Below are 24,193 nucleotides of genomic sequence, written 5' to 3' on the forward strand. Positions count from 1 at the left end.
GTCCAGCCGGTAGGCGCTCAGCCGGCCGGGGCCTCCAGCCGGTAGACCCTGCGGGCGGTGCCGGCGGCGACGAGCGAGGCGATCCTGCGGGCGTCCGCCCACCGGCACCAGCCGTCGGCCACCCAGTCGTTCATCAGCCGCCCCATGGCCTGCGAGAAGGACCGGGCGGCGATCACGTAGAGCTCCGCGGGGCCGCGCGCGCCGGAGGAGAACAGCAGCTTGCCGAAGGGCGCCTCGCGCAGCGTCTCCTCGGGGTGCCGCCCGGCGTCCGCGTAGACGTGCGGGAAGGCCCCGGCGAGCTGTGCGGCCTGCCGGTGGTGCCACGGATCGGGCAGCAGCACCAGATCGCATCCCAGACCCGCCGTGGCCCGCAGGAAGCGGGTCAGCCGCAGCGGGTCGGAGCAGTGCAGCTGTACAGGGAGGCCCGCGGCGAGTGCGCTCCACAGCAGGTGGCGGGCGAGGACGGGATCGTCCAGCCGGCCGCCCGGGCGGCGCGACCGCAGCCACTCCCCCGCGGCCTTGCGCACCTCGGCCAGTCCCGGCGGGCTCCCGTCGCAGAAGGGCAGGCTGCAGGCGAACGCGATGGCATGGCGGGCGGCCGCGTAGAGCGCTTCGGCCGTGTGCGCGGTGAAGGACTCCGCGCTCCCCGAGGTGTCGGCGACCTGCTCCGCGAGCGGTTCGAGCCGGACGACCTCGTGCGCGCTGCCGTCGGCGGCGCCCGCCAGGTCGGCGGCCGACGTGAGGGCGCTGTGCTCCCCCGTCTCCAGCAGGAAGGTGCCGATGCCGGCGCCGCGCAGCAGCAGCTGCCCGGCCCGGTAGGCGCCCAGCTCGCGGCGGCGGGCCAGATAGCGGACGGGCGAGCAGTGCGGGTCCAGGCCGAGGAGCGGCGGGCACCAGCGGCGCAGCGCGAGCCCCGTGCGGCTGTCGAAGAAGGACGTGCCGGGCGGGGCCGGGCCCGTGGCGCCGGCGGCCGCGGCCAGGTGCGCCTCGAACCCGCCGAGCCCGAGCTCGCTCTGGATCGCGCCGTGGCTGTGCTGGTCGACGAGCGGCGGCATGCCGTCCATCCGCCCCCCTCGTGCCGTTCCCGCCCCGGGCGGCGCGCGTGCGGCCGCTCCCCCGGGGTCTAACGGCCGAGGGGCTCGTCAGTTATCGGCGCGGTGGCCGGCTCGGCCCGCGGCGCAGTGGCCGGGCTCAGCCCGCGGCGGGGTTGGCCGGGCCGCCGATCTGGATGCCGGCCATGCGCGACCATTCGTACGGGCCGGTGCGCACCTTCGCGGCGAGCTCGCCGTCGAAGTCGTCGTGGAGGGTCAGCCCGGCCTTCCCGGCCGCCTTCTGCGCGACGTCCAGGGAGGGGGCGACGAGGTTGCCCCATTCGCCGTCGGCGCCCACGAGGGCGATCCGTACGGTGCCGCGGGCGATGTGGGCCAGCTGGCCCTCGGCGGAGCCGCCGTGGCTCTTGGCGAACGCCTCGATCTGATGGGCGAGCCGGGCGGCCTTGCGGTCCGCCCGGCTGTCGGCCGGCGCCTTCTCGGCGGTGCCGTCCTGCGGGGTGGTGTCATCTGCCATGCCGCAGATGCTACCCACCGGTAATTAACGAAGGAAGGGATCCACGGCCACCGCCACGAACAGCAGCGACACGTACGTGATGGACCAGTGGAAGAGCCGCATCTCCTTGAGCTTCGCGCCCGTGATGCCGGCGTTGGCACGGCCCTGCAGGGCGTGCGCCTCCTTCAGCCAGAAGCCGCCCAGCGCGGCCGCGACGACCGTGTAGAACCAGCCGGTGTAGCCCAGCGGCTGCAGGGAGAGGGAGACGAGGACCATCACCCAGCTGTAGAGGACGATCTGCTTGGCGACCGCCTTGTTGCCGGCGATGACGGGCAGCATGGGCACGCCCACGCGCTCGTAGTCGTCCTTGACCTTCATCGACAGCGGCCAGTAGTGCGGCGGCGTCCAGAAGAAGATCACCAGGAAGAGGACGACGGCGGCCCAGGAGACGGAGTTCGCGACGGCCGACCAGCCGATGATGACCGGCATGCAGCCCGCGATGCCGCCCCACACGATGTTCTGCGCGGTGCGGCGCTTGAGGATCATGGTGTAGACGACGACGTAGAAGGCGTTGGCGCCCAGCGAGAGCATCGCCGACAGCGGATTGACCAGGAACCAGAACCACAGGGTGGAGCCCACCGTCAGCGCGGAGGCGAAGACCAGGCACTCCTTCGGAGTGACCATGCCGGTCACCAGCGGGCGCTGCGACGTGCGGTCCATCAGGGCGTCGATGTCGCGGTCGTACCACATGTTGAACGCGCCGGCGCCGCCCGCGGACAGGTAGCCGCCGATGCAGGTGGCCAGGACCAGCCACAGGTCGGGCACGCCCTGGGCCGCGAGGAACATCACCGGCACGGTGGTCATCAGCAGCAGCTCGATGACCCGCGGCTTGGTCAGCGCCACGAACGCCTTGGCACGGGCCCCGAACGGCCGGTGACCGGGGCTTTCGCTTTCCGGAAGCACCCCCGCAGGACGGGATTCGACGGCCGTCACGCACACCCCTGACAGAGATAAGGCCAGCAAGCACATCCGGGTCGGAAAGCCCGTAAAGACTTGCGCGTACCACGCCACTTTAGACGCAGGCGATAGCAGGGCCTCCGCCGGGGTGGGTCGTGTTGGGGGCGCGCACGGCGGATCACGGACGCGTCGCCGCACGCCCCGGACACCGCCGCGGAGCTCCCCGGACATGACGGGAACGGTCGTCTTCGGGAGGCGGGCGGCCGCGCCGCCCGGCAGGCTGGACACAGGGCGCCGCACCCGCGGCGGGAATCCCGGCCGCCGCGATTCGGTTGCCCGCGAACGGGCAGCCGACTGTACGTCGAAAAGATGCGCGTCCCCGCAGGGGTAGGCTCGACCACGCCGCGTCGTGGCGGAACATACCGCCCCCGGCAGACAAGACCATGTGGAGAGGAGCCCTGATCCAAGGGTGAGCACCAAGCCGACCACCACAGACCTCGAATGGACCGAACTGGACCAGCGGGCCGTCGATACCGCCCGCGTCCTGGCCATGGACTCCGTGCAGAAGGTCGGCAACGGCCATCCGGGCACGGCCATGAGCCTGGCGCCCGCCGCCTACCTGCTGTTCCAGAAGATGATGCGGCACGACCCCAGTGACGCCGACTGGACCGGTCGCGACCGCTTCGTCCTCTCCCCGGGCCACACCAGCCTGACGCTGTACATCCAGCTCTTCATGGCGGGCTACGGCCTGGAGCTGTCGGACCTGAAGTCCTTCCGCACCTGGGACAGCAAGACCCCCGGCCACCCCGAGCACGGCCACACCCGGGGCGTGGAGACCACCACCGGCCCCCTCGGCCAGGGCATCGCCAACGCCGTGGGCATGGCCATGGCCGCCCGCTACGAGCGCGGCCTGTTCGACCCGGAGGCGCCGGCCGGCACCTCGCCGTTCGACCACACCATCTGGGCGATCGTCTCCGACGGCGACCTGGAGGAGGGCATCTCCGCCGAGGCGTCCTCGCTCGCCGGCCACCAGAAGCTCGGCAACATCGTCGCGCTGTACGACGACAACCACATCTCGATCGAGGGCGACACGGAGACGGCATTCTCCGAGGACGTGCTCAAGCGCTACGAGGCCTACGGCTGGCACGTGCAGCGCATCGAGCAGGGTGCCAACGGCGACTTCGACATCCACGCGCTGCACGCCGCGCTGAAGGCCGCGCAGGAGGAGACCGAGCGTCCCTCGATCATCGCCGCGCGCACGATCATCGCCTGGCCGGCCCCGAACGCCCAGAACACCGAGGCCTCGCACGGCTCCGCCCTGGGCGAGGCCGAGGTCGCCGCGACCAAGAAGGTGCTGGGCTTCGACCCCGAGCAGCACTTCCAGGTCGAGGACGAGGTCTTCGCGCACGTCCGCAAGGTCGTCGACCGCGGCCGCGAGGCCCACGCCACGTGGGACAAGCGCATCCAGGAGTGGCGCGAGGCCAACCCGGAGCGGGCCGCCGAGTTCGACCGCATCTCCGCGGGCGAGCTGCCCGACGGCTGGGAGAAGGCCCTTCCGGTCTTCCCCGCCGGCAAGGACGTGGCCACCCGCAAGGCGTCGGGCGAGGTCCTCAAGGCGCTGGGCGGCGTGATCCCCGAGCTGTGGGGCGGCTCCGCCGACCTCGCCGGTTCGAACAACACGACGATCGACCCGTCGTCGTCCTTCCTCCCGGAGGGCAACCCGCTGCCGGAGGCGAACCCCTACGGCCGCACGATCCACTTCGGCATCCGCGAGCACGCCATGGGTTCGACCATGAACGGCATCGCGCTGCACGGCAACACCCGCGTCTACGGCGGCACCTTCCTGGTGTTCTCCGACTACATGCGCCCGGCGGTCCGCCTGGCCGCGCTGATGAAGCTGCCGGTCACCTACGTGTGGACGCACGACTCCATCGGCCTCGGCGAGGACGGCCCGACCCACCAGCCGGTCGAGCACATGGCCGCCCTGCGCGCCATCCCGGGCCTGAACATGGTCCGCCCGGCCGACGCCAACGAGACGGCGATCGCCTGGCGCGAGATCACCAAGCGCCACACCGTCAAGCCCGCGCCGCACGGCCTGGCCCTCACCCGCCAGAACGTCCCGACGTACGAGGCGAACGAAGGCGTGGCCAAGGGTGGCTACGTCCTGTTCGAGGCCGAGGGCGGCCGTCCGCAGGTGATCCTGATCGGCACCGGCTCCGAGGTGCAGCTGGCCGTCGAGGCCCGCGAGCAGCTCCAGGCCGAGGGCATCCCGACCCGCGTGGTCTCGATGCCGTCCGTCGAGTGGTTCGAGGAGCAGGACCAGGCGTACCGCGACGGCGTGCTGCTGCCGGACGTCAAGGCCCGGGTCGCCGTCGAGGCGGGCATCGGCCTGACCTGGCACCGCTACGTCGGCGAGGCCGGCCGCATCGTGTCGCTGGAGCACTTCGGCGCCTCCGCCGACTACAAGGTGCTCTACCGCGAGTTCGGTCTGACCACCGAGGCCGTCGTCGCGGCCGCGCGCGAGTCGATCGAGCACGCCGACGCCGCCCGCAGCTGACGCCCCTTTACGAGCAAGTAGGAGATGCAGAACCCATGACAGACGCACTCAAGCGCCTCTCCGACGAAGGCGTCGCGATCTGGCTGGACGACCTGTCCCGCAAGCGCATCACGTCCGGCAACCTGGCCGAGCTGATCGACCAGAGCCACGTCGTGGGCGTCACGACGAACCCCTCGATCTTCCAGAAGGCGATCTCCAGCGGCGAGGGCTACGAGCAGCAGCTCGCCGACCTCGCGGCCCGCAAGGTCACCGTGGACGAGGCCATCCGCATGATCACCACGGCGGACGTGCGCGACGCCGCCGACATCCTGCGCCCGGTCTTCGACGCGACGGGCGGCCAGGACGGCCGGGTCTCCATCGAGGTCGACCCCCGTCTGGCGCACGACACCAAGGCCACCGTCGCCGAGGCCAAGCAGCTGGCCTGGCTGGTGGACCGCCCCAACACGCTGATCAAGATCCCGGCCACCAAGGCGGGCCTGCCGGCCATCGCCGACGTGATCGGCAAGGGCATCAGCGTCAACGTCACGCTGATCTTCTCCCTGGAGCGCTACCGCGCGGTCATGGACGCCTACCTGACCGGTCTGGAGCAGGCCAAGGCCGCCGGCCTGGACCTGTCCCTGATCCACTCGGTCGCGTCCTTCTTCGTGTCCCGCGTGGACACCGAGATCGACAAGCGCCTGGACGCCCTGGGCACCGACGAGGCCGAGGCGCTGCGCGGCAAGGCCGCCCTCGCCAACGCCCGCCTGGCCTACCAGGCCTACGAGGAGGTCTTCTCCTCGGACCGCTGGGCCGCCCTGGAGAAGGCCGGTGCCAACAAGCAGCGTGCGCTGTGGGCCTCGACCGGCGTCAAGGACCCGGCCTACAAGGACACGCTGTACGTGGACGACCTGGTCGCCCCGAACACGGTCAACACCATGCCGGAGGCCACCCTTCAGGCCACGGCCGACCACGGGCAGATCACCGGTGACACCGTGCGCGGCACGTACGAGCAGGCCAAGGCCGAGCTCGACGCGATCGCGAAGGTGGGCATCTCGTACGACGAGGTCGTGCAGCTGCTGGAGGACGAGGGCGTCGACAAGTTCGAGCAGTCCTGGAACGACCTGCTGAAGTCCACCGAGGCGGAGCTCAAGCGCCTCGCCCCGGAGGCGTGAATTGAGCACAAGCAGCAATCCGCTGCGTGACGCTCTGGACCGGCGGCTCCCGCGCATCGCGGGGCCGTCGGGCCTGGTCATCTTTGGCGTCACGGGCGATTTGTCCAGGAAAAAGCTGATGCCGGCGGTCTATGACCTCGCCAACCGCGGGCTGCTGCCGCCGGGCTTCTCGCTCATCGGCTTCGCGCGCCGTGACTGGGAGGACGAGGACTTCGCCCAGATCGTCCACGACGCCGTCAAGGAGCACGCGCGCACGCCCTTCCGCGAGGAGGTCTGGCAGCAGCTGGTGCAGGGCTGCCGCTTCGTGCAGGGCGACTTCGACGACGACGAGGCCTTCGAGAAGCTCAAGAGCACCGTCCAGGAGCTCGACGAGGCCCAGGGCACGGGCGGCAACTTCGCCTTCTACCTCTCGGTGCCGCCGAAGTTCTTCCCCACGGTCGTCCAGCAGCTCAAGAAGCACGGCCTGGCCGAGCAGAAGGAGGGCTCCTGGCGGCGCGCCGTCATCGAGAAGCCCTTCGGTCACGACCTGAAGAGCGCCCAGGAGCTCAACCGGATCGTCCACGAGGTCTTCCCGGCCGAGGCGGTCTTCCGCATCGACCACTACCTCGGCAAGGAGACGGTCCAGAACATCCTGGCCCTCCGGTTCGCCAACACCCTCTTCGAGCCGATCTGGAACCGGTCCTACGTCGACCACGTGCAGATCACCATGGCCGAGGACATCGGCATCGGCGGCCGCGCCGGCTACTACGACGGCATCGGCGCCGCCCGCGACGTCATCCAGAACCACCTGCTGCAGCTGCTCGCGCTGACCGCCATGGAGGAGCCCGCCTCCTTCGACGCGGACGCGCTGGTCGCCGAGAAGACCAAGGTGCTGGGCGCCGTCCGGCTGCCCAAGGACCTCGGCAAGGAGACCGTCCGCGGCCAGTACGCGCACGGCTGGCAGGGCGGCGAGGAGGTCATCGGCTACCTGGAGGAAGAGGGCATCGACCCGAACTCCAAGACCGACACCTACGCCGCGATCAAGCTGGAGATCGACAACCGCCGCTGGGCGGGCGTCCCCTTCTACCTGCGCACCGGCAAGCGCCTGGGCCGCCGCGTCACCGAGATCGCGGTCGTCTTCCAGCGCGCCCCGCACTCGCCCTTCGACCACACCGCCACCGAGGAGCTCGGGCAGAACGCCCTGGTCATCCGGGTGCAGCCGGACGAGGGCGTCACCATGCGGTTCGGCTCCAAGGTGCCCGGCACCCAGATGGAGGTCCGGGACGTCTCGATGGACTTCGCCTACGGCGAGTCCTTCACCGAGTCCAGCCCCGAGGCCTACGAGCGGCTCATCCTCGACGTGCTGCTGGGCGACGCCAACCTCTTCCCGCGCCTGAAGGAGGTCGAGCTGTCCTGGCAGATCCTCGACCCCATCGAGGAGTACTGGGACAAGAACGGCAAGCCCGCGTCCTACCCCGCCGGCACCTGGGGCCCCATCGAAGCGGACGAGATGCTCGCACGAGACGGACGGAGCTGGCGCCGGCCATGAAGATGGACCTCACGGACACCACGTCCAGCAAGATCAACAACGCCCTGGTCCAGGGCCGCCGCGCGATCGGCACCCCGGCCGTCGGCATGGTGCTCACCCTCGTCATCGTCACCGACGAGGAGCACGCCTACGACGCGCTCAAGGCCGCCAACGAGGCGTCCCGCGAGCACCCCTCGCGCAAGCTCGTCGTCATCAAGCGCGTCAGCCGGTCCCCGCGCGACCGCGCCAAGGCCCGCCTCGACGCCGAGGTCCGCGTCGGCACCTCCGCCGGCACCGGCGAGACGGTCGTCCTGCGGCTCTACGGCGACGTGATCGACCACGCCCAGTCGGTCGTCCTGCCGCTGCTGCTGCCCGACGCCCCCGTCGTCGTCTGGTGGCCGGTCGGCGCCCCGGTCAACCCCCACGAGGACCCGCTGGGCGCCCTCGGCCAGCGCCGCGTCACCGACGCGTACGCCGCCGAGGACCCGGTCAAGGAGCTCTCGGCCCGCTCGGCGCACTACACGCCCGGCGACACCGACCTCGCCTGGGCCCGCATCACGCCGTGGCGCTCGATGCTCGCGGCCGCCCTGGACCAGCAGCACACCGAGGTCGTCTCCGCGGAGGTCGAGGGCGAGGGCTACAACCCCAGCGCCGAGCTCCTCGCCCTGTGGCTCGCCGACCGCCTCGGCGTCCCGGTGCGCCGCACCGTCTCCGAGGGCCCCGGCCTCACGGCCGTCCGCCTGGAGACCGAGACCGGCCCCGTCGTCCTGGACCGCCCGGACGGCTCCCTGGCCACGCTCTCCATGCCCGGCCAGCCCGACCGTGCCGTCGCGCTCCAGCGGCGCGAGACGGCGGAACTCCTCGCGGAGGAGCTGCGGCGGCTCGACCCGGACGACATCTACGAGTCGGCGCTCAAGTACGGCGTGGACCGGCTGAACGAGGGGCCGGCCGCGAAGACGCCGGCCGCTCCGGCTGCTCCCGCTGCGCCGGTCGCCGAGGCCGCCGAGGCACCGGCTGCTGAGGCACCGGCTGCCGAGGAGAAGCCCGCTCCGGCCCCCGCCAAGAAGTCCGGCGGGAAGAAGGCGGCGGGCAAGTGAGCACTCCGGAGATCGTCGTCCACCGGGACAAGGAACTGATGGCCCGGGCCGCCGCGGCCCGGCTCATCACGAAGATCGTGGACGCCCAGGCCGCCCGCGGCTCGGCCTCCGTCGTCCTCACCGGCGGGCGCAACGGCAACGGGCTCCTCGCGGCCCTCGCCGCCGCGCCCGCCCGGGACGCGGTCGACTGGTCCCGGCTCGACCTGTGGTGGGGCGACGAGCGCTTCCTGCCCGAGGGCGACCCGGAGCGCAACGCCACGCAGGCCCGCGAGGCCCTGCTCGACGCCGTCGGCCTCGACCCGGCGCGGGTGCACTACATGCCCGCGGCGGACGGCAGCCACGACGACGCGGACGCGGCGGCCGAGGCGTACGCGGCCGAACTCGCCGCGGCGGCGCGCCCGGAGGACCACGGGCCCGTCCCGTCCTTCGACGTGCTCCTGCTCGGCGTCGGCCCGGACACGCACGTCGCGTCGCTCTTCCCCGAGATGCCGGGCGTACGGGAGACCGAGCGCACGGTCGTGGGCGTCCACGGCGCGCCCAAGCCGCCGCCGACCCGGGTCTCCCTGACCCTGCCGGCGATCCGCGCGGCGCGGGAGGTCTGGCTCCTCGCGGCGGGCGAGGACAAGGCGAACGCGGTTGCGCTCGCGCTGAGCGGTGCGGGGGAGGTTCAGGCGCCGGCGGCGGGCGCGTACGGGCGCAGCCGTACGCTGTGGCTGCTGGACGCGGCCGCGGCGGCGCGGCTGCCGCGGGGTCTGTACCCGCCGGCTTCACCCTGACGGGGCCTGCTCCGTATGCGGATGGCCCGCTCCCTCGTGGGGGCGGGCCATTTGCCATGGGTGGCGACCGGTCCGGCACCGCCGGGCCGGTAGCCGGTGGCTGCGCGCCGTCGCGGCGGAAGGGGATGCCCCGGTCCCACCCTTTCACCGTTTCCCCCTGCGGGGGGCTGGGGGCTTGCCCCGAAACCCCTGCAGGGGCCGGGGGCTTGCCCCGTAATCCCTGCGGGGGCTGGGGGCTTGTCCCCAGGAAACGGTGAATCCCGAAACTCCAGAGTAGTGATTCTGGAGTGATCAACCGATGGTGGCATCGTCGCTGGTCAGGCGGCCCCGGACACCCTCGCCCTCCACAGAGGGCATGGAGATCACCAGTTCCCCCCCCCCCCGCGGGGACCCTGTCCACCGAGACCCTGCGCGGGGTCCGGTGCGTCCGCCTGTCGGTACTGACCGACGAAACCACATCCCCCGAGCGGCAGCGCGAAGCCGACGACATAGCGGCAGCAGCTCTCGGCATCGGCTTCGGTGAGGGTGACGCACTCCGCGAAGCCGTCGACCTGGACGTCAGCGCGTCGAAGATCGGGCCGCTCGACCGCCCGGAACTCGGGAAGTGGCTCGATCGCCCGAACGACTACGACGCCCTGGTCTTCTGGAGGTTTGACCGGGCCATCCGGTCCATGAGCGACATGCACGAGCTCGCGAAGTGGGCGCGCGAGCACCGCAAGATGATCGTCTTTGCGGAAGGCATCGGCGGAGGCCGTCTCGTCTTTGACTTCCGCAACCCGATGGACCCCATGGCCGAGCTGCAAATGCTCATGCTGGCCTTTGCGGCGCAGGTAGAAGCCCAAAGCATCAAGGAGCGGGTCACCGGAGCGCAGGCCGCCATGCGCCGGATGCCACTGCGCTGGAGGGGCGGCGGGCAGCCCCCGTACGGCTACATGCCCGCCCGCATGCCTCAGGAGCATGGCGGGGCCGGCTGGACGCTCGTGCCCGACCCGGAGGCCGTCAAGGTCATCGAGCGAATCGTTGCCCTGCTCGTGGACGGCAAGGCCCCCCACACCATTGCGCAGATCCTCAACGATGACCACGTGCTAACTCCCAATACGCACTGGACAGTACTTAAGTACCGCCTCAAGCACGGCGACGACGCTAAGCCTGCCGAGATGCCCGTGAGTAAGCGCGGAAAGAAGCACAACGGACCGGCACAGTGGCGGTCAAACACCATCGTCAAGATGCTCAAGCGTGAATCCCTGCTGGGCTGGAAGATGCACGCCGGCATGCCCGTCCGCGACGACCAGGGCAACCCCATCCTCGCCGCAGAAACCCCCATCCTCACGCGCGCCGAGTTCGACCAGATCGGCGCACTCCTCGCCCCCAAGCCCGGCAAGCCCCGGCGCACCACACAGCGCAAAGATTCTTCAGCGCTGCTCCTCCGGATCATCCACTGCAGTGGATGCGGCGGCCGCATGTACTACAAAAAGAGCCGCGACTACTACGAGTGCGGGTCCTACAAGGAAGGCACGTCCTGTCCCACTCCCGTCACTATTCGTGCAAAGTGGGTGGACGATTTCGTCAACGATGAGTTCCTCCGCCTCGCCGGACAGATCCAGATGACGCGTGTTACAGAGATACCGGGGTATGACCCGCAGCCCGAGATCGACGCTACCGCCGAGGAGTACAGGGAGCACCAGGAGCAGAAGGGGCGGCAGCGCTCCAAAGCGGCAAAGGCCGAGTGGCAGCGCCGTGCCGATGCTCTGGATGAGCGACTTGCCGAGCTCGAATCGCGACAGAAGACCGAGCCCCGCCGAGTAGTCACACCTACGGGACGCACCTACGCCCACGACTGGAGCGAGGCTGACACCGCCGGCAAGCGCGCCATGCTCATAGATGCCGGCGCCCGCCTGGACGTCAAGCGCGGTACACGAGGCGGGTGGCGGACGCTCGACGTCCGACGGGTTTCCTTCGAGATAACGGGGGATCTGGACCCGGCAATCGAGGAGAACGTCAGAGCTGCGGATGACGTTGCCGCGGAGAACCGACCCAAGACCGCACCTGCGCCGACGTCCCGGGTTCGTCTCGCACCGCCCGCCGTTGCTTCGGCCGCGTAGGCTGCGCGGCCCGCGTTGGCTTCCCGGCGGTCTACAGGGCCGCCGGCGGGCTTCCACAGCGGATCGAACGGTGTTGGAGTGACGGTTTACACCACTTTTTTAGAAACACATAAAAAACCTAAGAAGAAGAGAGATTGGTGCCTTAAGCGGCACTACACCACGGAGCAAACCCCGTAGGAAACCTTCGCCCTCCACTAGTAGGGAGGAGAGAGGGAGCGCCTGCCCGGTTACACCGCAGGGAACCTCTGCCCTCCCGTACATCCCGGGGAGATGCCATCGACGCTGCCACGGGAAGGACGAGGCCCCGGATGGACTCGTCACGCGCGATAGCTTCGCCCACCACGTGTCAGTAAGAGCACAGCCAAACCGGTAGCAGCGCAACATGCAACAGGCGATCGCCCTGCCTAGCCACAGGGGGATTTCCCATACACAACCCCGGTAACCAAAGGAGTAAGTAGCCGTGAACGACCGCCTGAACCGAGCAACCTTCCTGGATGGCAGGCGCGACAAGAACCGACTCCGCGCTGAAGCGTGGGAGCGGGATGAATCCATGGAGCGACTTGCAGCTTTGCGGGACTCCGACCCGGCGATGTACGACCGCATGGGACCCGCAGTCCACATGAGTCTCGGATTCTACGAGAACGATAAGAAGGTCGCCGCAAAGTTCGGCCGTGATGTAAACAAGGGTGGCAAGTGATTATGGGTACCGATATAGAGAAGGCTGCCGAAAAGGTTGCGAAGCTGCGGGCGCAGGCAGAAAGGTTGTCAGGGCCTCTAGCCGAGGCAGAGGCCCAGTTGCAGGCAGCCGAAGACGCAGAGGCGGCACGGCGCGCGGCGCGTACAGCGGAGTACAACCGCGAAGTTGTCGAAACGTGGCGGGACCGCGCCGATGCTGTCGGCAACTCAGGTGACGCTGCCCGGGAACGCTTCTACGAGGCTCTTTCTGCTGAGCCCTGGTTTGCTGCTTACGTTGAATTCCGTGCTGCTCGGCACAAGCGTGGACACGTGGTTACCGAGGCGCAGCGGGCACAGGCCGCCTTGGGTGAGGTTGTCACTGTTCCGGAACAGCGATGGCATGACCCCTTTATGTTGGATGATCTCGTTTCGCATATGGACAGGAAGGCTGCCGAGCTCGCTGCCGATTTCGCTCAGGAGCTGGACGACAAGCGGGAATCCTACGTTTCGGGGAGTGATTGACCATGGCTGTGGATGCCCTAGACCCCGGCCCGAACGGGGACTACCCGCACTTCCCCCGTGATGCCATGGGGCGGCCCGTATGGGCTGACTCCCCGACTGGGCTTCCCGTGGTGAACGGCGGGGCGCCCATGCCACGGGGGCTACAACAGATGGGGGACCCCGCCAATCCTGGTCGGGTGGTGGGTGTAGACGTCACCCCACGGCTTCCAGACGGCAGCCTCGTCGCCCCTCCAGTGATACCGCCAGCCCGTCCAACCACCTAGCAGTACGCGGGCGTGGGACTTACCGGCTCAGGCCGATCCCACGCCTGACGCGCTGTGTGCTCAAGTTCGAGTGATGGGACGGCGAAACTGCAACCTCATCGGCATGACGCGCTTGATGAAGGCCCGCCATCTTCGGAGGCTTTCAACTCGTTGGTGAGGTCCAGGGCGACGAGCACCAAGCGGTGAGCTGCGACGGTTTCGAGATCACCCGCCGCTGTTTACGGTTGGACGATGCCAGCAACGACAAGGAGATTGTAAATTACCGGGGTCTCGGTGGCGATTTTATCGAGGTCCGAGCCCAGTTCCCCTACCGGCTCTGCTACTTTTCCGACGGGGGCGGTTACATTGTCGAATAGCGCGTTTGCTGGGGAGGCCATAGGGCCAATGAGTGCGGCGGTTCCGAGGATGGCGGAGACGGCACATGCGAGAGCGCGGCGCAGCACGGATACCTCTCTCATTTCAGAGCTTTTCGAGGTCTGCTTACCGCAGAGCTTGTCCGCGGCTATGCGGACGCATGCACCGTGCCATGCGTGTGGGTGTTGTCGAATCGATTCTTCGCCCTGCTGTCCGGAGGTACCCCCTATGCCGCGTAGACCCCGCTCCCCTTGCAGTACCTCCGGGTGCCCTGAGCTGACCCGGGCTGGTGGGCGCTGTGAGCGGCACCAGCGGGAGGCGGAGCGGGATCGTGTGTCGCGTGGTGGTGCTGTGTATGACACGCGTTGGCAGCGTCGCCGGCGGGCCTTCCTGTACGCCCATCCGTGGTGCGTGCTGTGCGGCCGAGCGGCGAACGTTGCGGATCACTTCCCTCTGAGCCGACGGGAGTTGATCGCGCATGGCGAAGCGGATCCTGATGCAGCGACGCACCTTCGTCCGCTGTGCGTCGGCTGCCACAACCAGGAGACGGCTCGCCGGCAACCGGGTGGCTGGGCTGCTGAGGCTCGTTCGCGCCGGGAGTCGGTCGAGCGTCCTCCGTTCTGACCAGGGGGGTACCCCCCGCCCCCTCCGGCGCTGAGCGGCAGGGAGGCAAAAAACTCGCATGGCTCATCAGAGCGTTTCGGTGGCCGTATGAGATAGCCAATACCCACGAAGCCCCGCGCTTGCTTCCTTCCAGAACGGAAGCGAGTGCGGGGCTTTTTGCGTGTGAACGGTGAAGCGTCCGCGACGCTATGCGCTCGGCGATCGGTTGTACTCAGCCATCGTGGCCTTTGACGTAGATGCGTCCTTGAAAGTGAGCTCCCACGGGCCGGTGTTCACGTCGAAGTCCTTCCCGAATCCGACCCACTTGCCGGACATCTTCCGCCCCGTCGGTTCGACCAGGAGTTGTACGGCTCCATGGTAGACGGCGCCCGCATAGTAGCCGTCCTGTGCCGTTTCCTCGCGCCACGTTCCCGTGACCACGTTCCCATCGATGGTCAGGTCGAGAGACAGCGGCGAATGAGGGTTAGACGAGCCCTCGGGTAGCGAGCGGGCTGTCAGCTTGTTCCCGTGCTGGAGTACCACCACGTAGTGCTCGCCGGTGAAGTCAGCCCCCCTTCCCGACGAGTGGTACTCGTATCGGGACAACCAGATGCCCGACAGGGTGCCGTGATCGTTGTGCTTGGCCATGGGTGCAGCACCTCCTGGGGCTGTGGTGACTCGCCGCTCCGCCGCCTTCAGCGGGCCTCCTGCGGAGTCATCAGACGTCGGCGCGTCGGTCTTGTGCGCGTTAGGAACCGGTATTGCGAACCCCAATGCCTCGATCGGCATACCTGTGACGCGCTCCAGCGCGCGGACGTAGACAGGCCTCGGGCTGAGGACCTTCCCCGACTCCCAGCGCTGCACGTTGCGTTTAGCGCAGTCGTTCGGTTCTCCGGCTTCCTTTCCTGCTTGACGTATGGCGAGAGCCAGATCGTCCTGCGACATGCGCAGGCTGGTCCTGACGGCACGAAGGATCGTGTTGGGTTCGGCCACGTCTTCGACAGTAGGGCGTCGGGCGACAGTCAGGCACGGGTTTTGACCGATGAATGACGCCGCAATGACGCCTTGACGGTCGCCGCGCGGCTCGTGGGGGCCCCGGTACACCGGTCCTACGAACAGGCAGCCGCCGAAGGGACAAGCCCGAATGAGCACACGCGCCGTGATCCGCCGGGTGGACTGGACCGTCCAGCGTGACGACGAACCGGACGCTAAGCCCCACACCTACGCCCGAGAGTGCGACGTGTGCGGTGAGGGCTCCGCGCGGAGCACCGACCCGGAAGACGGCACCACGTGGGTCTTGGAGCACGTGAGGACCAACCCGGCCCACAACTCCTACACGGAGATCGTCAAGCGCCCTTGGCGGGCGTGGATGGGCTGAGCGGTCCGCTCTGCCCCCGGTTCTTGCAACGCTCATATCGCGCGGCGGGGAAGCGGCAACTTCCCCGCCCCGTCGTTCACCCACCGATCCACCCATACAGAAGGAGGAGTAACTATGGGCGAATCCAGGTTACTCAAGTTCGCGTATCTGGAAGTCACCGGACGTTGCAACGAGATGTGCGATCACTGCTACGCCGACTCGTCGCCCAAGGGAACTCACGGGTCGATGACCGTCGGCGATTGGGTCAACGTCATCGACCAGCTTGCTGGCATGGGTGTGGTGGACGTGCAGTTCATCGGCGGCGAGCCGACCCTCTACCCGCCGCTGCCGGACCTCGTGCGCCACGCCCACGCGGCGGGTCTCTCCATCGAGGTGTTCTCGAACCTCACCTACATGCGCGATGGCATGTGGGCAACGTTCAAGGACTGCAACGTCAAGCTGGCCACATCGTACTACTCCGACGATCCGACGGAACACGACAACATCACGCATCTGCGCGGCTCCCACAAGAGGACACGGGCGAACATCCAGAGGGCCGAAGCCCTCGGCATCCCGGTGCGCGGAGGAGTCGTTTCCGTGCAAGCGCAGCAACGCGTTCAGGAAGCGGCCAAGGATCTCTCGGCTCTCGGCGCCTGGCACGTCGGCGGTGATCGTGTACGGGCTTTCGGTCGTGGCAGCGACGGAGCAGCACCCACCGTCGCCGACCTCTGCGGGCATTGCGCGCTGGGGCAATGCGCTGTCGGCCCCGAGGGCGACGTCTGGCCGTGCGTACTCGGACGCTTTCTGACACTCGGCAACGTACGCGAGGCCCCGATCGCCGAGATCTGGAACAGCCCCCGCACGCTGAAAGCGCGCGCCGAGATCTCCGCGGCCCACGGCCTGAAGCCCGCCGAAAGCTGCAATCCGCCGCAGTTCCTTCCGATGTGCGGCCCGTGTCAGCCCTGCGTCCCCTCCGTGGGGCATTGCGACCCGAGGGAGGCCGGCAGCGAACCGGCCGCCGCTACGATCGCCTCGTCCGCGTAGACCGCTGATGCACAGGAGCGCTGCCCATGGATACCCACGGAGACGACTTCGGCGGATGGCCGGTGGACACCCACCACCCCGCGGCCGTCCAGCGGACCGACGAAGAATGGGCGCACATTGCCCGGTACCTGCGACACGCCGCGAACAAGATCGGTCCGTCTCTTCCCGTGTGCCTTCCCGGCGAACCGCAGGAATGCGGGCGCAGCGCTCAACAGCACGTGCTGGCCTGGGCGGCAGTCGTAAAGGCGGCGGCCCACCACATCATCGAGCAGTCCGCCCCGACGCCGGCCCATGCCGCACACGCCGCGGGGCCGATGTACCAGAGCCATCTGGCGGAGTTGCGCACTGCCACAAGCTCAGCCGCAACCGCATGAGATTGCCGGGGTACAGATGACCGGGTAGAGCCCCTGCTTCACGGCGGGGGCTCTACTGGTCTCAGGCCACCACGCCGGGGGCTGCTACTCGCTCCCGGCGTCACCTGGCGTGGCCTCATGCTGCCCGGCGTCCTTGATGCGGCTGCCCTTGCCCCATTCGGTCTCGACGATCCCGCGCTCCCGGAGCACTCGTACTGCCCGGCGGGCGGTCTCCCGAGCCACGCCGTGGGTCTTGCACAGTTCCGCTTCGGACGGGATGGGGTCACCAGGGCCGTACTTGCCCGACTCGATATCCGCCAAGAGCGCGGCGAGCACCCGCATATACGGGGCGCGCGGAGCGCCGGGGTCGGTCGGACTCTCAGGCATGGGGAGAGCGTAGACAACTGGCCCACCGCGAGCGACTTAGACGTGTAGACGAGTTAGACAGGTAGACATGTTGGGCGTCCTGGTTCTACCGTCGATTCCCGCACACAGAAACGCCCCGACAGACCGATTAGGCCCGGTCCATCGGGGCTTAGCCGAACAGCTTTCGAGGAGCTGAACGACTCATGCGCGATGCTATCGCCCGCTTAGTCCTCTGGGCCCTCCGGCAGGTGCTGCCGGCCCGAGGGCGCCACAGCGCAACCGCGCTGGCCCTCGCCCCCGTCAATCCGTGGTCCCGTCCCTGGACGACCCCCACCCCGGACCACGTTAGCGAGCGACACACCCCGCTCCGCGGCGAAGACGTCGCCTTAGCCCGCCCGTACGTCCTAGCAGAAGAGACGCTGCGACTGCGGGCGGTGCAAGACCGGCGCACGGCGCTGAGCCTCGCGCTCGACGGCATTGACCACCCGTACACGTATCCGGGCGCGCCGTTCCCCGCGTCGGCGTGGATGGCCGGGGGTGCCGCGTGAGCATCACTGACGCCTTCCCGCCCATCTCTGCCGCCCTGAACGCCGAGTGCTGCAAGTGCGGCACCCGCACCAGCGCACCCGTGGTCGTCCGCCATCTCGTGACGGGAAGCGGTCCCGGCGTGACCCTCTACGTCTGTCCCTCGTGCGCGCCGACGCTCACGCCCGGCCCGCACCCGGACGAGGTGATCCGTAAGCGCAGCGCTGCTGTCATCGCGGCGGCCGACGAGCGTGTGTGGTGCAACACGGACACGAGCCGCTATAGCTGGCACGCGTTCATCGACGGGCGCGCTCTCTGCATCTCCCGCATCCGTCCCCGCAGTGATGTTCGAACCACCGGCGGATATCTCACCCTCCGCGAGGTGCAAGCGCAGCCCCACCCAGCCATCCACGACAGGTGTCTCCGTCTCGTGGAAGACCTAGTACACCGCCGCAGCGCTACCTGAGACGCTGCGCCCCGTGCCCCGCCTGGACTACTCCGGGCGGGGCATCTTCACCTCTCCCGCAGAACCCCCCGTTACGAGTTTCGGGAAAAGGGTGGGACCGGGGCTTTTCTCCCGCCGCGACGGCGCTCAGCCACGAGCCGACGTGCCCGGCGGTGCCGGACCCGCCTCAGCCGCGAGGCTCAGCGGCGGCCCCGCAGCTCCCGGTAGCGTGCCACCAGCGCCGCCGTGGACGCGTCCAACCCCGCGACCTCCGCGGAAGCGGTAAGCGCCGGCTCCACCCGCTTGGCGAGCACCTTCCCCAGCTCGACACCCCACTGGTCGAAGGAGTCGATGTTCCAGATCGCCCCCTGGACGAACACCTTGTGCTCGTACAGGGCGATGAGCTGCCCCAGCACCGACGGCGTCAGCTCGCTCGCGAGGATCGTCGTCGTCGGGTGGTTCCCGCGGAACGTCTTGTGGGGGACGAGCTCGGCGGGGACGCCCTCCGCCGCGACCTCCTCCGGCGTCTTGCCGAAGGCCAGCGCCTGGCCCTGGGCGAACAGGTTCGCCATGAGCAGGTCGTGCTGGGCCACCAGCCCGGGCAGGAGGTCGTCCACGGGCCGCGCGAAGCCCAGCAGGTCGGCCGGGATCAGCTTCGTGCCCTGGTGGATCAGCTGGTAGTACGCGTGCTGGCCGTTCGTGCCGGGGGTGCCCCAGACGACGGGCCCGGTCTCCCAGTTGACGGGCTGTCCGTCGCGGTCGACGGACTTGCCGTTGGACTCCATGTCCAGCTGCTGCAGGTACGCCGCGAACTTCGACAGGTAGTGGCTGTACGGGAGGACCGCGTGCGACTGCGCGCCGTGGAAGTTGCCGTACCAGACGCCCAGCAGGCCGAGCAGCAGCGGTGCGTTCTCCTCGAAGGGCGCCGTGCGGAAGTGCTCGTCGACGAGGTGGAAGCCGGCGAGCATCTCGCGGAAGCGGTCCGGGCCGATGGCGAGCATCAGGGAGAGCCCGATGGCCGAGTCGTAGGAGTAGCGGCCGCCGACCCAGTCCCAGAACTCGAACATGTTGGCGGTGTCGATGCCGAACTCGGAGACCTTCTCCTCGTTCGTCGACAGGGCCACGAAGTGCTTGGCGACGGCCTCCTCGCCGGCCCGCAGCTCGGTCAGCAGCCAGTTGCGCGCGGAGGTGGCGTTGGTGATGGTCTCGATCGTCGTGAAGGTCTTGGAGGCGACGATGAAGAGCGTCTCGGCGGCGTCGAGGTCGCGCAGGGCCTCGTGCAGGTCGGCGCCGTCCACGTTGGAGACGAAACGGAACGTCAGGTCGCGGGCGGTGTAGGCGCGCAGCGCCTCGTAGGCCATGGCCGGACCGAGGTCGGATCCGCCGATGCCGATGTTGACGACGTTCTTGATGCGCCGGCCCGTGTGGCCCTTCCAGTCGCCGGAGAGGACCCGGTCGCAGAAGACCTGCATCTTGCGCAGCACGGCGTGGACGGCCGGGACGACGTTCTCGCCGTCGACCTTGACGACCGCGGACTCCGGGGCGCGCAGCGCGGTGTGCAGCACGGCGCGGCCCTCGGTGGTGTTGATCTTCTCGCCGCGGAACATGGCGTCGCGCAGCTCCGCGACGCCGGTGGCCGCGGCGAGCTCGCGCAGCAGGCGCAGGGTCTCGTCGGTGACGAGGTGCTTCGAATAGTCCAGGTGGAGGTCGCCGACGGTGAGGGCGTACTTCTCCGCTCGCCGCGGGTCGTCCGCGAAGAGCTCGCGCAGGTGCACCTCCCCCAGTTCGTCCCGGTGCTTGGCCAGAGCGTTCCACTCCGGGGTCCGGTCCAGCCTGCTGCGGTCCACTGCGTTCATCTCGGACATCAGCCCATTCGTTGTCGTAACTGCCCCGCCGCCCTCCAACCTAATTGATCTGCGGTCGGTTCGAGCGCAACACGAAACGGCACCCACGAGGGGTGCCGTCCGGTCGTTCAGATCTCTCCGCGGAGCTTCGCCAGCGCCTCGGCGAGGATGGCCTCGCCGTCGGCGTCGCTGCGCCGCTCGCGGACGTAGGCGAGATGGGTTTTGTACGGCTCGGTGCGCGGCGGGTCCGGCGGATTGTCCCGGTCCTGGCCGGCCGGGAAGCCGCAGCGCGGGCAGTCCCAGGTGTCCGGCACCTGTGCGTCGCTGGCGAAGCTCGGCTGCGTCTCGTGCCCGTTAGAGCACCAGAAGGAGATGCGGAGGCGCGGCGCGGACTCGCCCCGCTCGGCCTCACCCATCGGCCCCGCTCCGACCCGGCTTCCCCGGATCGCGTTGCCACTTGCCACGGTCGTAACTCCCTGCGTAATGGTGCATGCGGACCGCCTGAACCGACGGCTCCGCTGCGGGCGCCCCAGTCTACGTAAGGCCCAACGCGCGTCCAGTGGCAGGAGTTACAGCCCGGCCGCGAGGACGCGACCTCAATGATAGGCCGCGTTCACGACGGTACGTCAGCTATCGAGCTTCATCAGCAGGCCGAGTGCGACGATGCACGCGAACCAGAGCAGACCGACGACCACGGTGATGCGGTCGAGGTTGCGCTCGGCGACGGAGGAGCCGCCGACGGAGGACTGCATGCCACCGCCGAACATGTCGGACAGGCCGCCGCCCTTCCCCTTGTGCATGAGCACCAGCATCATCATCAGCACGCTGAAGATGATGAGGGCGATCGAGAACCCCATGACCACGGCTGGACCAACTCTCTCGGACGGTGAACGGTGAGGGGCCGGGCGGCACGGAAAGTGCCGGTCCCGGCCCCGACAGGGTACGACGAGGAGGAGTCCTCCTCATAGCTCCGCTACTGGTCGCGGAAGCGCACGATCTTGACGAAGTCGTCCACGTCCAGCGCGGCGCCGCCGATCAGCGCACCGTCGACGTCGGGCTGCGCCATGATCGCGGCGATGTTGCCGGACTTGACGGAGCCGCCGTACTGGATGCGGATCTTGTCGGCGACCTCGCGGCCGTACAGCTCGGCGAGGCGGCCGCGGATGGCGCCGCAGACCTCCTGGGCGTCCTCGGGCGTGGCGACCTCGCCGGTGCCGATGGCCCACACGGGCTCGTAGGCGATGACGATGCTCTCGGCCTGCTCGGCCGGAATGTCCTTGAGGGCGCCGTCGACCTGCGCGAGGGTGTGCGCGACCTGGCCGCCGGCCTTGCGGATCTCCAGGCCCTCGCCGACGCACAGGATCGGGGTCAGCCCGTGCCGGTAGGCGGCCTTGACCTTGGCGTTGCAGACCTCGTCGGTCTCGCCGTGGTACTGGCGGCGCTCGGAGTGGCCGATCGCCACGTAGGTGCACTTCAGCTTGGCGAGCATGGCGCCGGAGATCTCGCCGGTGTACGCGCCGGAGTCGAACGCCGAGACGTCCTGGGCACCGTACTTGATCTTCAGCTTGTCGCCGTCGACCAGCGTCTGTACCGAGCGGAGGTCGGTGAAGGGCGGCAGGACGGCGACCTCGGTGCCCTCGTAGTCCTTGTCGGCGAGCGCGAAGGCGAGCTTCTGGACGTGGGCGATGGCCTCAAGGTGGTTGAGGTTCATCTTCCAGTTGCCCGCCATCAGCGGGGTACGTGCACTCACAGTGGTTCAGTCCTCCAGTGCGGCGAGGCCGGGGAGCGTCTTGCCCTCGAGGTATTCGAGGCTGGCGCCGCCGCCGGTCGAGATGTGGCCGAAAGCGTTCTCGTCGAAGCCGAGGGTGCGCACGGCCGCGGCCGAGTCGCCCCCGCCGACGACGGTGAAGCCCGGCGAGTCCAGCAGGGCCTGCGCGACGGCCTTGGTGCCGTTCGCGTAGTCCGGGTGCTCGAAGACACCCATGGGGCCGTTCCAGAAGACCGTGCCCGCGTCGGCGAGCTTCGCGGCGTAGAGCTCACGGGTCTTCGGGCCGATGTCGAGGCCCTCCTTGTCCGCCGGGATGGCGTCCGAGGAGACGGTCTCGGGGTTGGCCGGGGCCTTGGTCTTGAGGTCCGGGAAGTCGGCCGAGACCAGGACGTCGACGGGCAGGACGAATTCGACGCCCCGCTTCTCCGCCTCGGCCAGGTACTCCAGGCACTTCCCCTTCTGGTCCTCCTGCAGCAGCGAGATGCCGACCTCGTGGCCCTTGGCGGCCAGGAAGGTGTACGACATGCCGCCGCCGATGAGGATGCGGTCGGCCTTCTTGAGCAGGTTGTCGATGACGCCCAGCTTGTCGGAGACCTTGGCGCCGCCGAGCACCACCACGTAGGGGCGCGCGACGTCCTCGGTGAGCTTCTTCAGGACGCCGACCTCGGTGGCGATCAGGTCGCCGGCGGCGTGCGGCAGGCGCGCCGGGAGGTCGAAGACCGAGGCGTGCTTGCGGTGCACGGCGCCGAAGCCGTCACCGACGTAGAGGTCGGCCAGGGCGGCGAGGGCGTCGGCGAAAGCGCCGCGCTCCGCGTCGTCCTTGCTGGTCTCGCCCGCGTTGAAACGGAGGTTCTCCAGCAGCGTGACCTCGCCGTTCGCCAGTGCGGCGACGGTGGCCTTCGCGCTGTCCCCGACCGTGTCGGTGGCGAAAGAGACCTTCTTGCCCAGGATCTCGCCGAGCCGCACGGCGGCCGGGGCGAGGGAGAACTGGGGGTCCGGGGCGCCCTTCGGGCGGCCCAGGTGGGAGGCGACGATCACCTTGGCGCCCGCGGCGGCGAGCTTGGCGATGGTCGGGGCGACGGCGCGGATGCGGCCGTCGTCCGTGATGGTGGTGCCGTCGAGCGGCACGTTGAGGTCGGCGCGGACGAAGATCCGCTTGCCCTCGACGCCGTCCTGGACGAGTTCGTCGATCGTCTTCATGCGGTGACTCCGGTGACTTCCGTAGGGGGTCAGTCATGAGACGGGGCTCGTCCGACGCTTCATCGCGTCGCACGAGCCCCGTCCCCTACATCCCGATGCCTGTGATCGTACGACCAGCGGGCAGAGAGATCAGAGCTGGCCGCCGACGAAGACGGTCAGGTCCACCAGGCGGTTGGAGTAGCCCCACTCGTTGTCGTACCAGCCGACGACCTTGACCTGCTTGCCCTGGACCATCGTCAGCTGCGAGTCGAAGGTGCAGGAGGCCGGCCAGTTGACGATGTCGGAGGAGACGATCGGGTCCTCGGTGTATTCGAGGATGCCCTTGAGCTGGCCCTCGGCGGCCTTCTGGAAGGCGGCGTTGATCTCTTCCTTGGTGGTCTCGCGGTCGAGCTCCAGGACGAGGTCGGTGACCGAGCCGGTCGGGACCGGGACGCGCATGGCGATGCCGTCCAGCTTGCCCTTCAGCTGCGGGAGGACCAGGGCGGTGGCCTTGGCGGCACCCGTCGAGGTCGGGATGATGTTCTCCGCGGCGGCGCGGGCGCGGCGCAGGTCGGAGTGCGGGAAGTCCAGGATGCGCTGGTCGTTGGTGTACGCGTGGACCGTCGTCATCATGCCCTTGACGATGCCGAAGGTCTCGTCGAGGACCTTGGCCATCGGCGCCACGCAGTTGGTGGTGCAGGAGGCGTTGGAGATGACGTGGTGGTTGGCCGCGTCGTACTTGTCCTGGTTGACGCCCATCACGATGGTGATGTCCTCGTTCTTGGCCGGAGCCGAGATGAGGACCTTCTTCGCGCCGGCGGCGATGTGCTTCGCCGCGTCCTCGCGCTTGGTGAAGATGCCCGTGGACTCGATGACGATGTCGGCGCCCAGCTCGCCCCAGGGGAGGTTCGCGGGGTCGCGCTCGGCCATCGTGCGGAAGGTCTGGTTGCCGACAGTGATCGAGTCGTCGGTGTGGCTGACCTCCTGCTGCAGACGACCGAGGATGCTGTCGTACTTCAGCAGGTGCACCAGGGTCGCGTTGTCGGTCAGGTCGTTGACACCGACGATCTCGATGTCCGCACCCTGCTCCAGGAGCGCGCGGAAGTAGTTACGACCGATACGGCCAAAGCCGTTGATGCCTACGCGGATCGTCACGAACCGATCTCCTCGTTGGTGTGCCGGACTGTCCGCCGGCGGGCTGTT

23 protein-coding genes are annotated in these 24,193 nt (G+C 68.8%); 12 read left to right on the plus strand and 11 right to left on the minus strand.

The genetic code is table 11. The features are described 5' to 3' along the window. Positions 1–17: 17 nt before the first annotated feature. From ACSNOH_RS08310 to ACSNOH_RS08320, 3 genes are all read right to left on the minus strand, one after another. Complete coding sequence (locus tag ACSNOH_RS08310) at positions 18–1,064, minus strand: amidohydrolase (protein ID WP_436720570.1); 1,047 nt, start codon at positions 1,062–1,064, stop codon at positions 18–20. A 127-nt stretch (positions 1,065–1,191) separates the two neighbouring features. Beyond that, positions 1,192–1,566 (minus strand): hypothetical protein, encoded by a 375-nt coding sequence (locus ACSNOH_RS08315; RefSeq protein ID WP_436720571.1) that lies wholly within the window; start codon positions 1,564–1,566, stop codon positions 1,192–1,194. A gap of 24 nt (positions 1,567–1,590) precedes the next feature. Next, positions 1,591–2,538 (minus strand): heme o synthase, encoded by a 948-nt coding sequence (locus tag ACSNOH_RS08320; protein ID WP_436720572.1) that lies wholly within the window; start codon positions 2,536–2,538, stop codon positions 1,591–1,593. Between the two features lie 433 nt (positions 2,539–2,971). Between ACSNOH_RS08320 and tkt the strand changes: the two genes are divergently transcribed. From tkt to ACSNOH_RS08360, 8 genes are all read left to right on the plus strand, one after another. Continuing rightward, positions 2,972–5,059: a transketolase gene (gene tkt / locus ACSNOH_RS08325; RefSeq protein WP_436720573.1), complete on the plus strand. Its 2,088-nt coding sequence runs from the start codon at positions 2,972–2,974 to the stop codon at positions 5,057–5,059. A 35-nt stretch (positions 5,060–5,094) separates the two neighbouring features. Continuing rightward, entirely contained in the window at positions 5,095–6,210 is a 1,116-nt protein-coding gene (gene tal, locus ACSNOH_RS08330) for a transaldolase (RefSeq protein WP_436720574.1), read from the plus strand. 1 nt (position 6,211) lies between these two features. Continuing rightward, positions 6,212–7,738, plus strand: a complete 1,527-nt coding sequence (gene zwf, locus ACSNOH_RS08335; RefSeq protein WP_436720575.1) for a glucose-6-phosphate dehydrogenase — start codon at positions 6,212–6,214, stop codon at positions 7,736–7,738. Next, positions 7,735–8,814, plus strand: coding sequence for a glucose-6-phosphate dehydrogenase assembly protein OpcA (gene opcA / locus ACSNOH_RS08340; RefSeq protein ID WP_436720576.1), 1,080 nt, complete (start codon positions 7,735–7,737; stop codon positions 8,812–8,814). Before zwf ends, opcA begins: the two co-directional genes overlap by 4 nt. Continuing rightward, a complete protein-coding gene (gene pgl / locus ACSNOH_RS08345) occupies positions 8,811–9,590 on the plus strand; it encodes a 6-phosphogluconolactonase (RefSeq protein WP_436720577.1) in 780 nt (259 codons plus the stop codon). The genes opcA and pgl overlap by 4 nt, the downstream gene beginning before the upstream one ends. A gap of 287 nt (positions 9,591–9,877) precedes the next feature. Continuing rightward, complete coding sequence (locus tag ACSNOH_RS08350) at positions 9,878–11,692, plus strand: recombinase family protein (RefSeq protein WP_436720578.1); 1,815 nt, start codon at positions 9,878–9,880, stop codon at positions 11,690–11,692. 460 nt (positions 11,693–12,152) lie between these two features. Beyond that, positions 12,153–12,389 (plus strand): hypothetical protein, encoded by a 237-nt coding sequence (locus ACSNOH_RS08355; RefSeq protein ID WP_436720579.1) that lies wholly within the window; start codon positions 12,153–12,155, stop codon positions 12,387–12,389. 2 nt (positions 12,390–12,391) lie between these two features. Further along, positions 12,392–12,889, plus strand: coding sequence for a hypothetical protein (locus ACSNOH_RS08360; RefSeq protein WP_436720601.1), 498 nt, complete (start codon positions 12,392–12,394; stop codon positions 12,887–12,889). A 1,427-nt stretch (positions 12,890–14,316) separates the two neighbouring features. On the opposite strand, the gene ACSNOH_RS08365 is transcribed toward ACSNOH_RS08360, so the two are convergent. Next, complete coding sequence (locus ACSNOH_RS08365; protein WP_436720602.1) at positions 14,317–15,054, minus strand: XRE family transcriptional regulator; 738 nt, start codon at positions 15,052–15,054, stop codon at positions 14,317–14,319. Between the two features lie 199 nt (positions 15,055–15,253). On the opposite strand from ACSNOH_RS08365, the gene ACSNOH_RS08370 reads away from it, so the two are divergent. From ACSNOH_RS08370 to ACSNOH_RS08380, 3 genes are all read left to right on the plus strand, one after another. Further along, the gene (locus tag ACSNOH_RS08370; RefSeq protein WP_436720580.1) at positions 15,254–15,487 is read left to right on the plus strand and encodes a DUF7848 domain-containing protein; all 234 of its coding nucleotides are present in this window, start codon (positions 15,254–15,256) and stop codon (positions 15,485–15,487) included. Between the two features lie 114 nt (positions 15,488–15,601). Next, positions 15,602–16,510, plus strand: a complete 909-nt coding sequence (locus tag ACSNOH_RS08375) for a radical SAM protein (protein WP_436720581.1) — start codon at positions 15,602–15,604, stop codon at positions 16,508–16,510. A gap of 26 nt (positions 16,511–16,536) precedes the next feature. Next, positions 16,537–16,884: a hypothetical protein gene (locus ACSNOH_RS08380; RefSeq protein ID WP_436720582.1), complete on the plus strand. Its 348-nt coding sequence runs from the start codon at positions 16,537–16,539 to the stop codon at positions 16,882–16,884. 84 nt (positions 16,885–16,968) lie between these two features. Here the strand turns inward: ACSNOH_RS08380 and ACSNOH_RS08385 are convergent, their stop codons facing one another. Beyond that, entirely contained in the window at positions 16,969–17,250 is a 282-nt protein-coding gene (locus ACSNOH_RS08385) for a GntR family transcriptional regulator (RefSeq protein WP_436720583.1), read from the minus strand. A gap of 523 nt (positions 17,251–17,773) precedes the next feature. Here ACSNOH_RS08385 and ACSNOH_RS08390 point away from each other — a divergent pair. Beyond that, on the plus strand, positions 17,774–18,220 hold the full coding sequence (locus ACSNOH_RS08390; RefSeq protein ID WP_436720584.1) for a hypothetical protein: 447 nt from the start codon (positions 17,774–17,776) through the stop codon (positions 18,218–18,220). 179 nt (positions 18,221–18,399) lie between these two features. Here ACSNOH_RS08390 and pgi read toward each other — a convergent pair whose 3' ends face one another. From pgi to gap, 6 genes are all read right to left on the minus strand, one after another. Next, a complete protein-coding gene (gene pgi / locus ACSNOH_RS08395; RefSeq protein ID WP_436720603.1) occupies positions 18,400–20,055 on the minus strand; it encodes a glucose-6-phosphate isomerase in 1,656 nt (551 codons plus the stop codon). Between the two features lie 116 nt (positions 20,056–20,171). Further along, a complete protein-coding gene (locus tag ACSNOH_RS08400) occupies positions 20,172–20,459 on the minus strand; it encodes an RNA polymerase-binding protein RbpA (protein WP_004002138.1) in 288 nt (95 codons plus the stop codon). A gap of 210 nt (positions 20,460–20,669) precedes the next feature. Then, complete coding sequence (secG, locus tag ACSNOH_RS08405; protein ID WP_030366610.1) at positions 20,670–20,900, minus strand: preprotein translocase subunit SecG; 231 nt, start codon at positions 20,898–20,900, stop codon at positions 20,670–20,672. A 116-nt stretch (positions 20,901–21,016) separates the two neighbouring features. Next, positions 21,017–21,793: a triose-phosphate isomerase gene (gene tpiA, locus ACSNOH_RS08410; protein WP_436720585.1), complete on the minus strand. Its 777-nt coding sequence runs from the start codon at positions 21,791–21,793 to the stop codon at positions 21,017–21,019. Between the two features lie 6 nt (positions 21,794–21,799). Further along, on the minus strand, positions 21,800–23,011 hold the full coding sequence (locus tag ACSNOH_RS08415; RefSeq protein WP_436720586.1) for a phosphoglycerate kinase: 1,212 nt from the start codon (positions 23,009–23,011) through the stop codon (positions 21,800–21,802). A 129-nt stretch (positions 23,012–23,140) separates the two neighbouring features. Further along, positions 23,141–24,145: a type I glyceraldehyde-3-phosphate dehydrogenase gene (gene gap / locus ACSNOH_RS08420; protein WP_436720587.1), complete on the minus strand. Its 1,005-nt coding sequence runs from the start codon at positions 24,143–24,145 to the stop codon at positions 23,141–23,143. Between the last annotated feature and the right edge of the window lie 48 nt (positions 24,146–24,193).

It is taken from the genome of Streptomyces sp. URMC 127 (assembly GCF_051386535.1).
GTDB lineage: Bacteria > Actinomycetota > Actinomycetes > Streptomycetales > Streptomycetaceae > Streptomyces.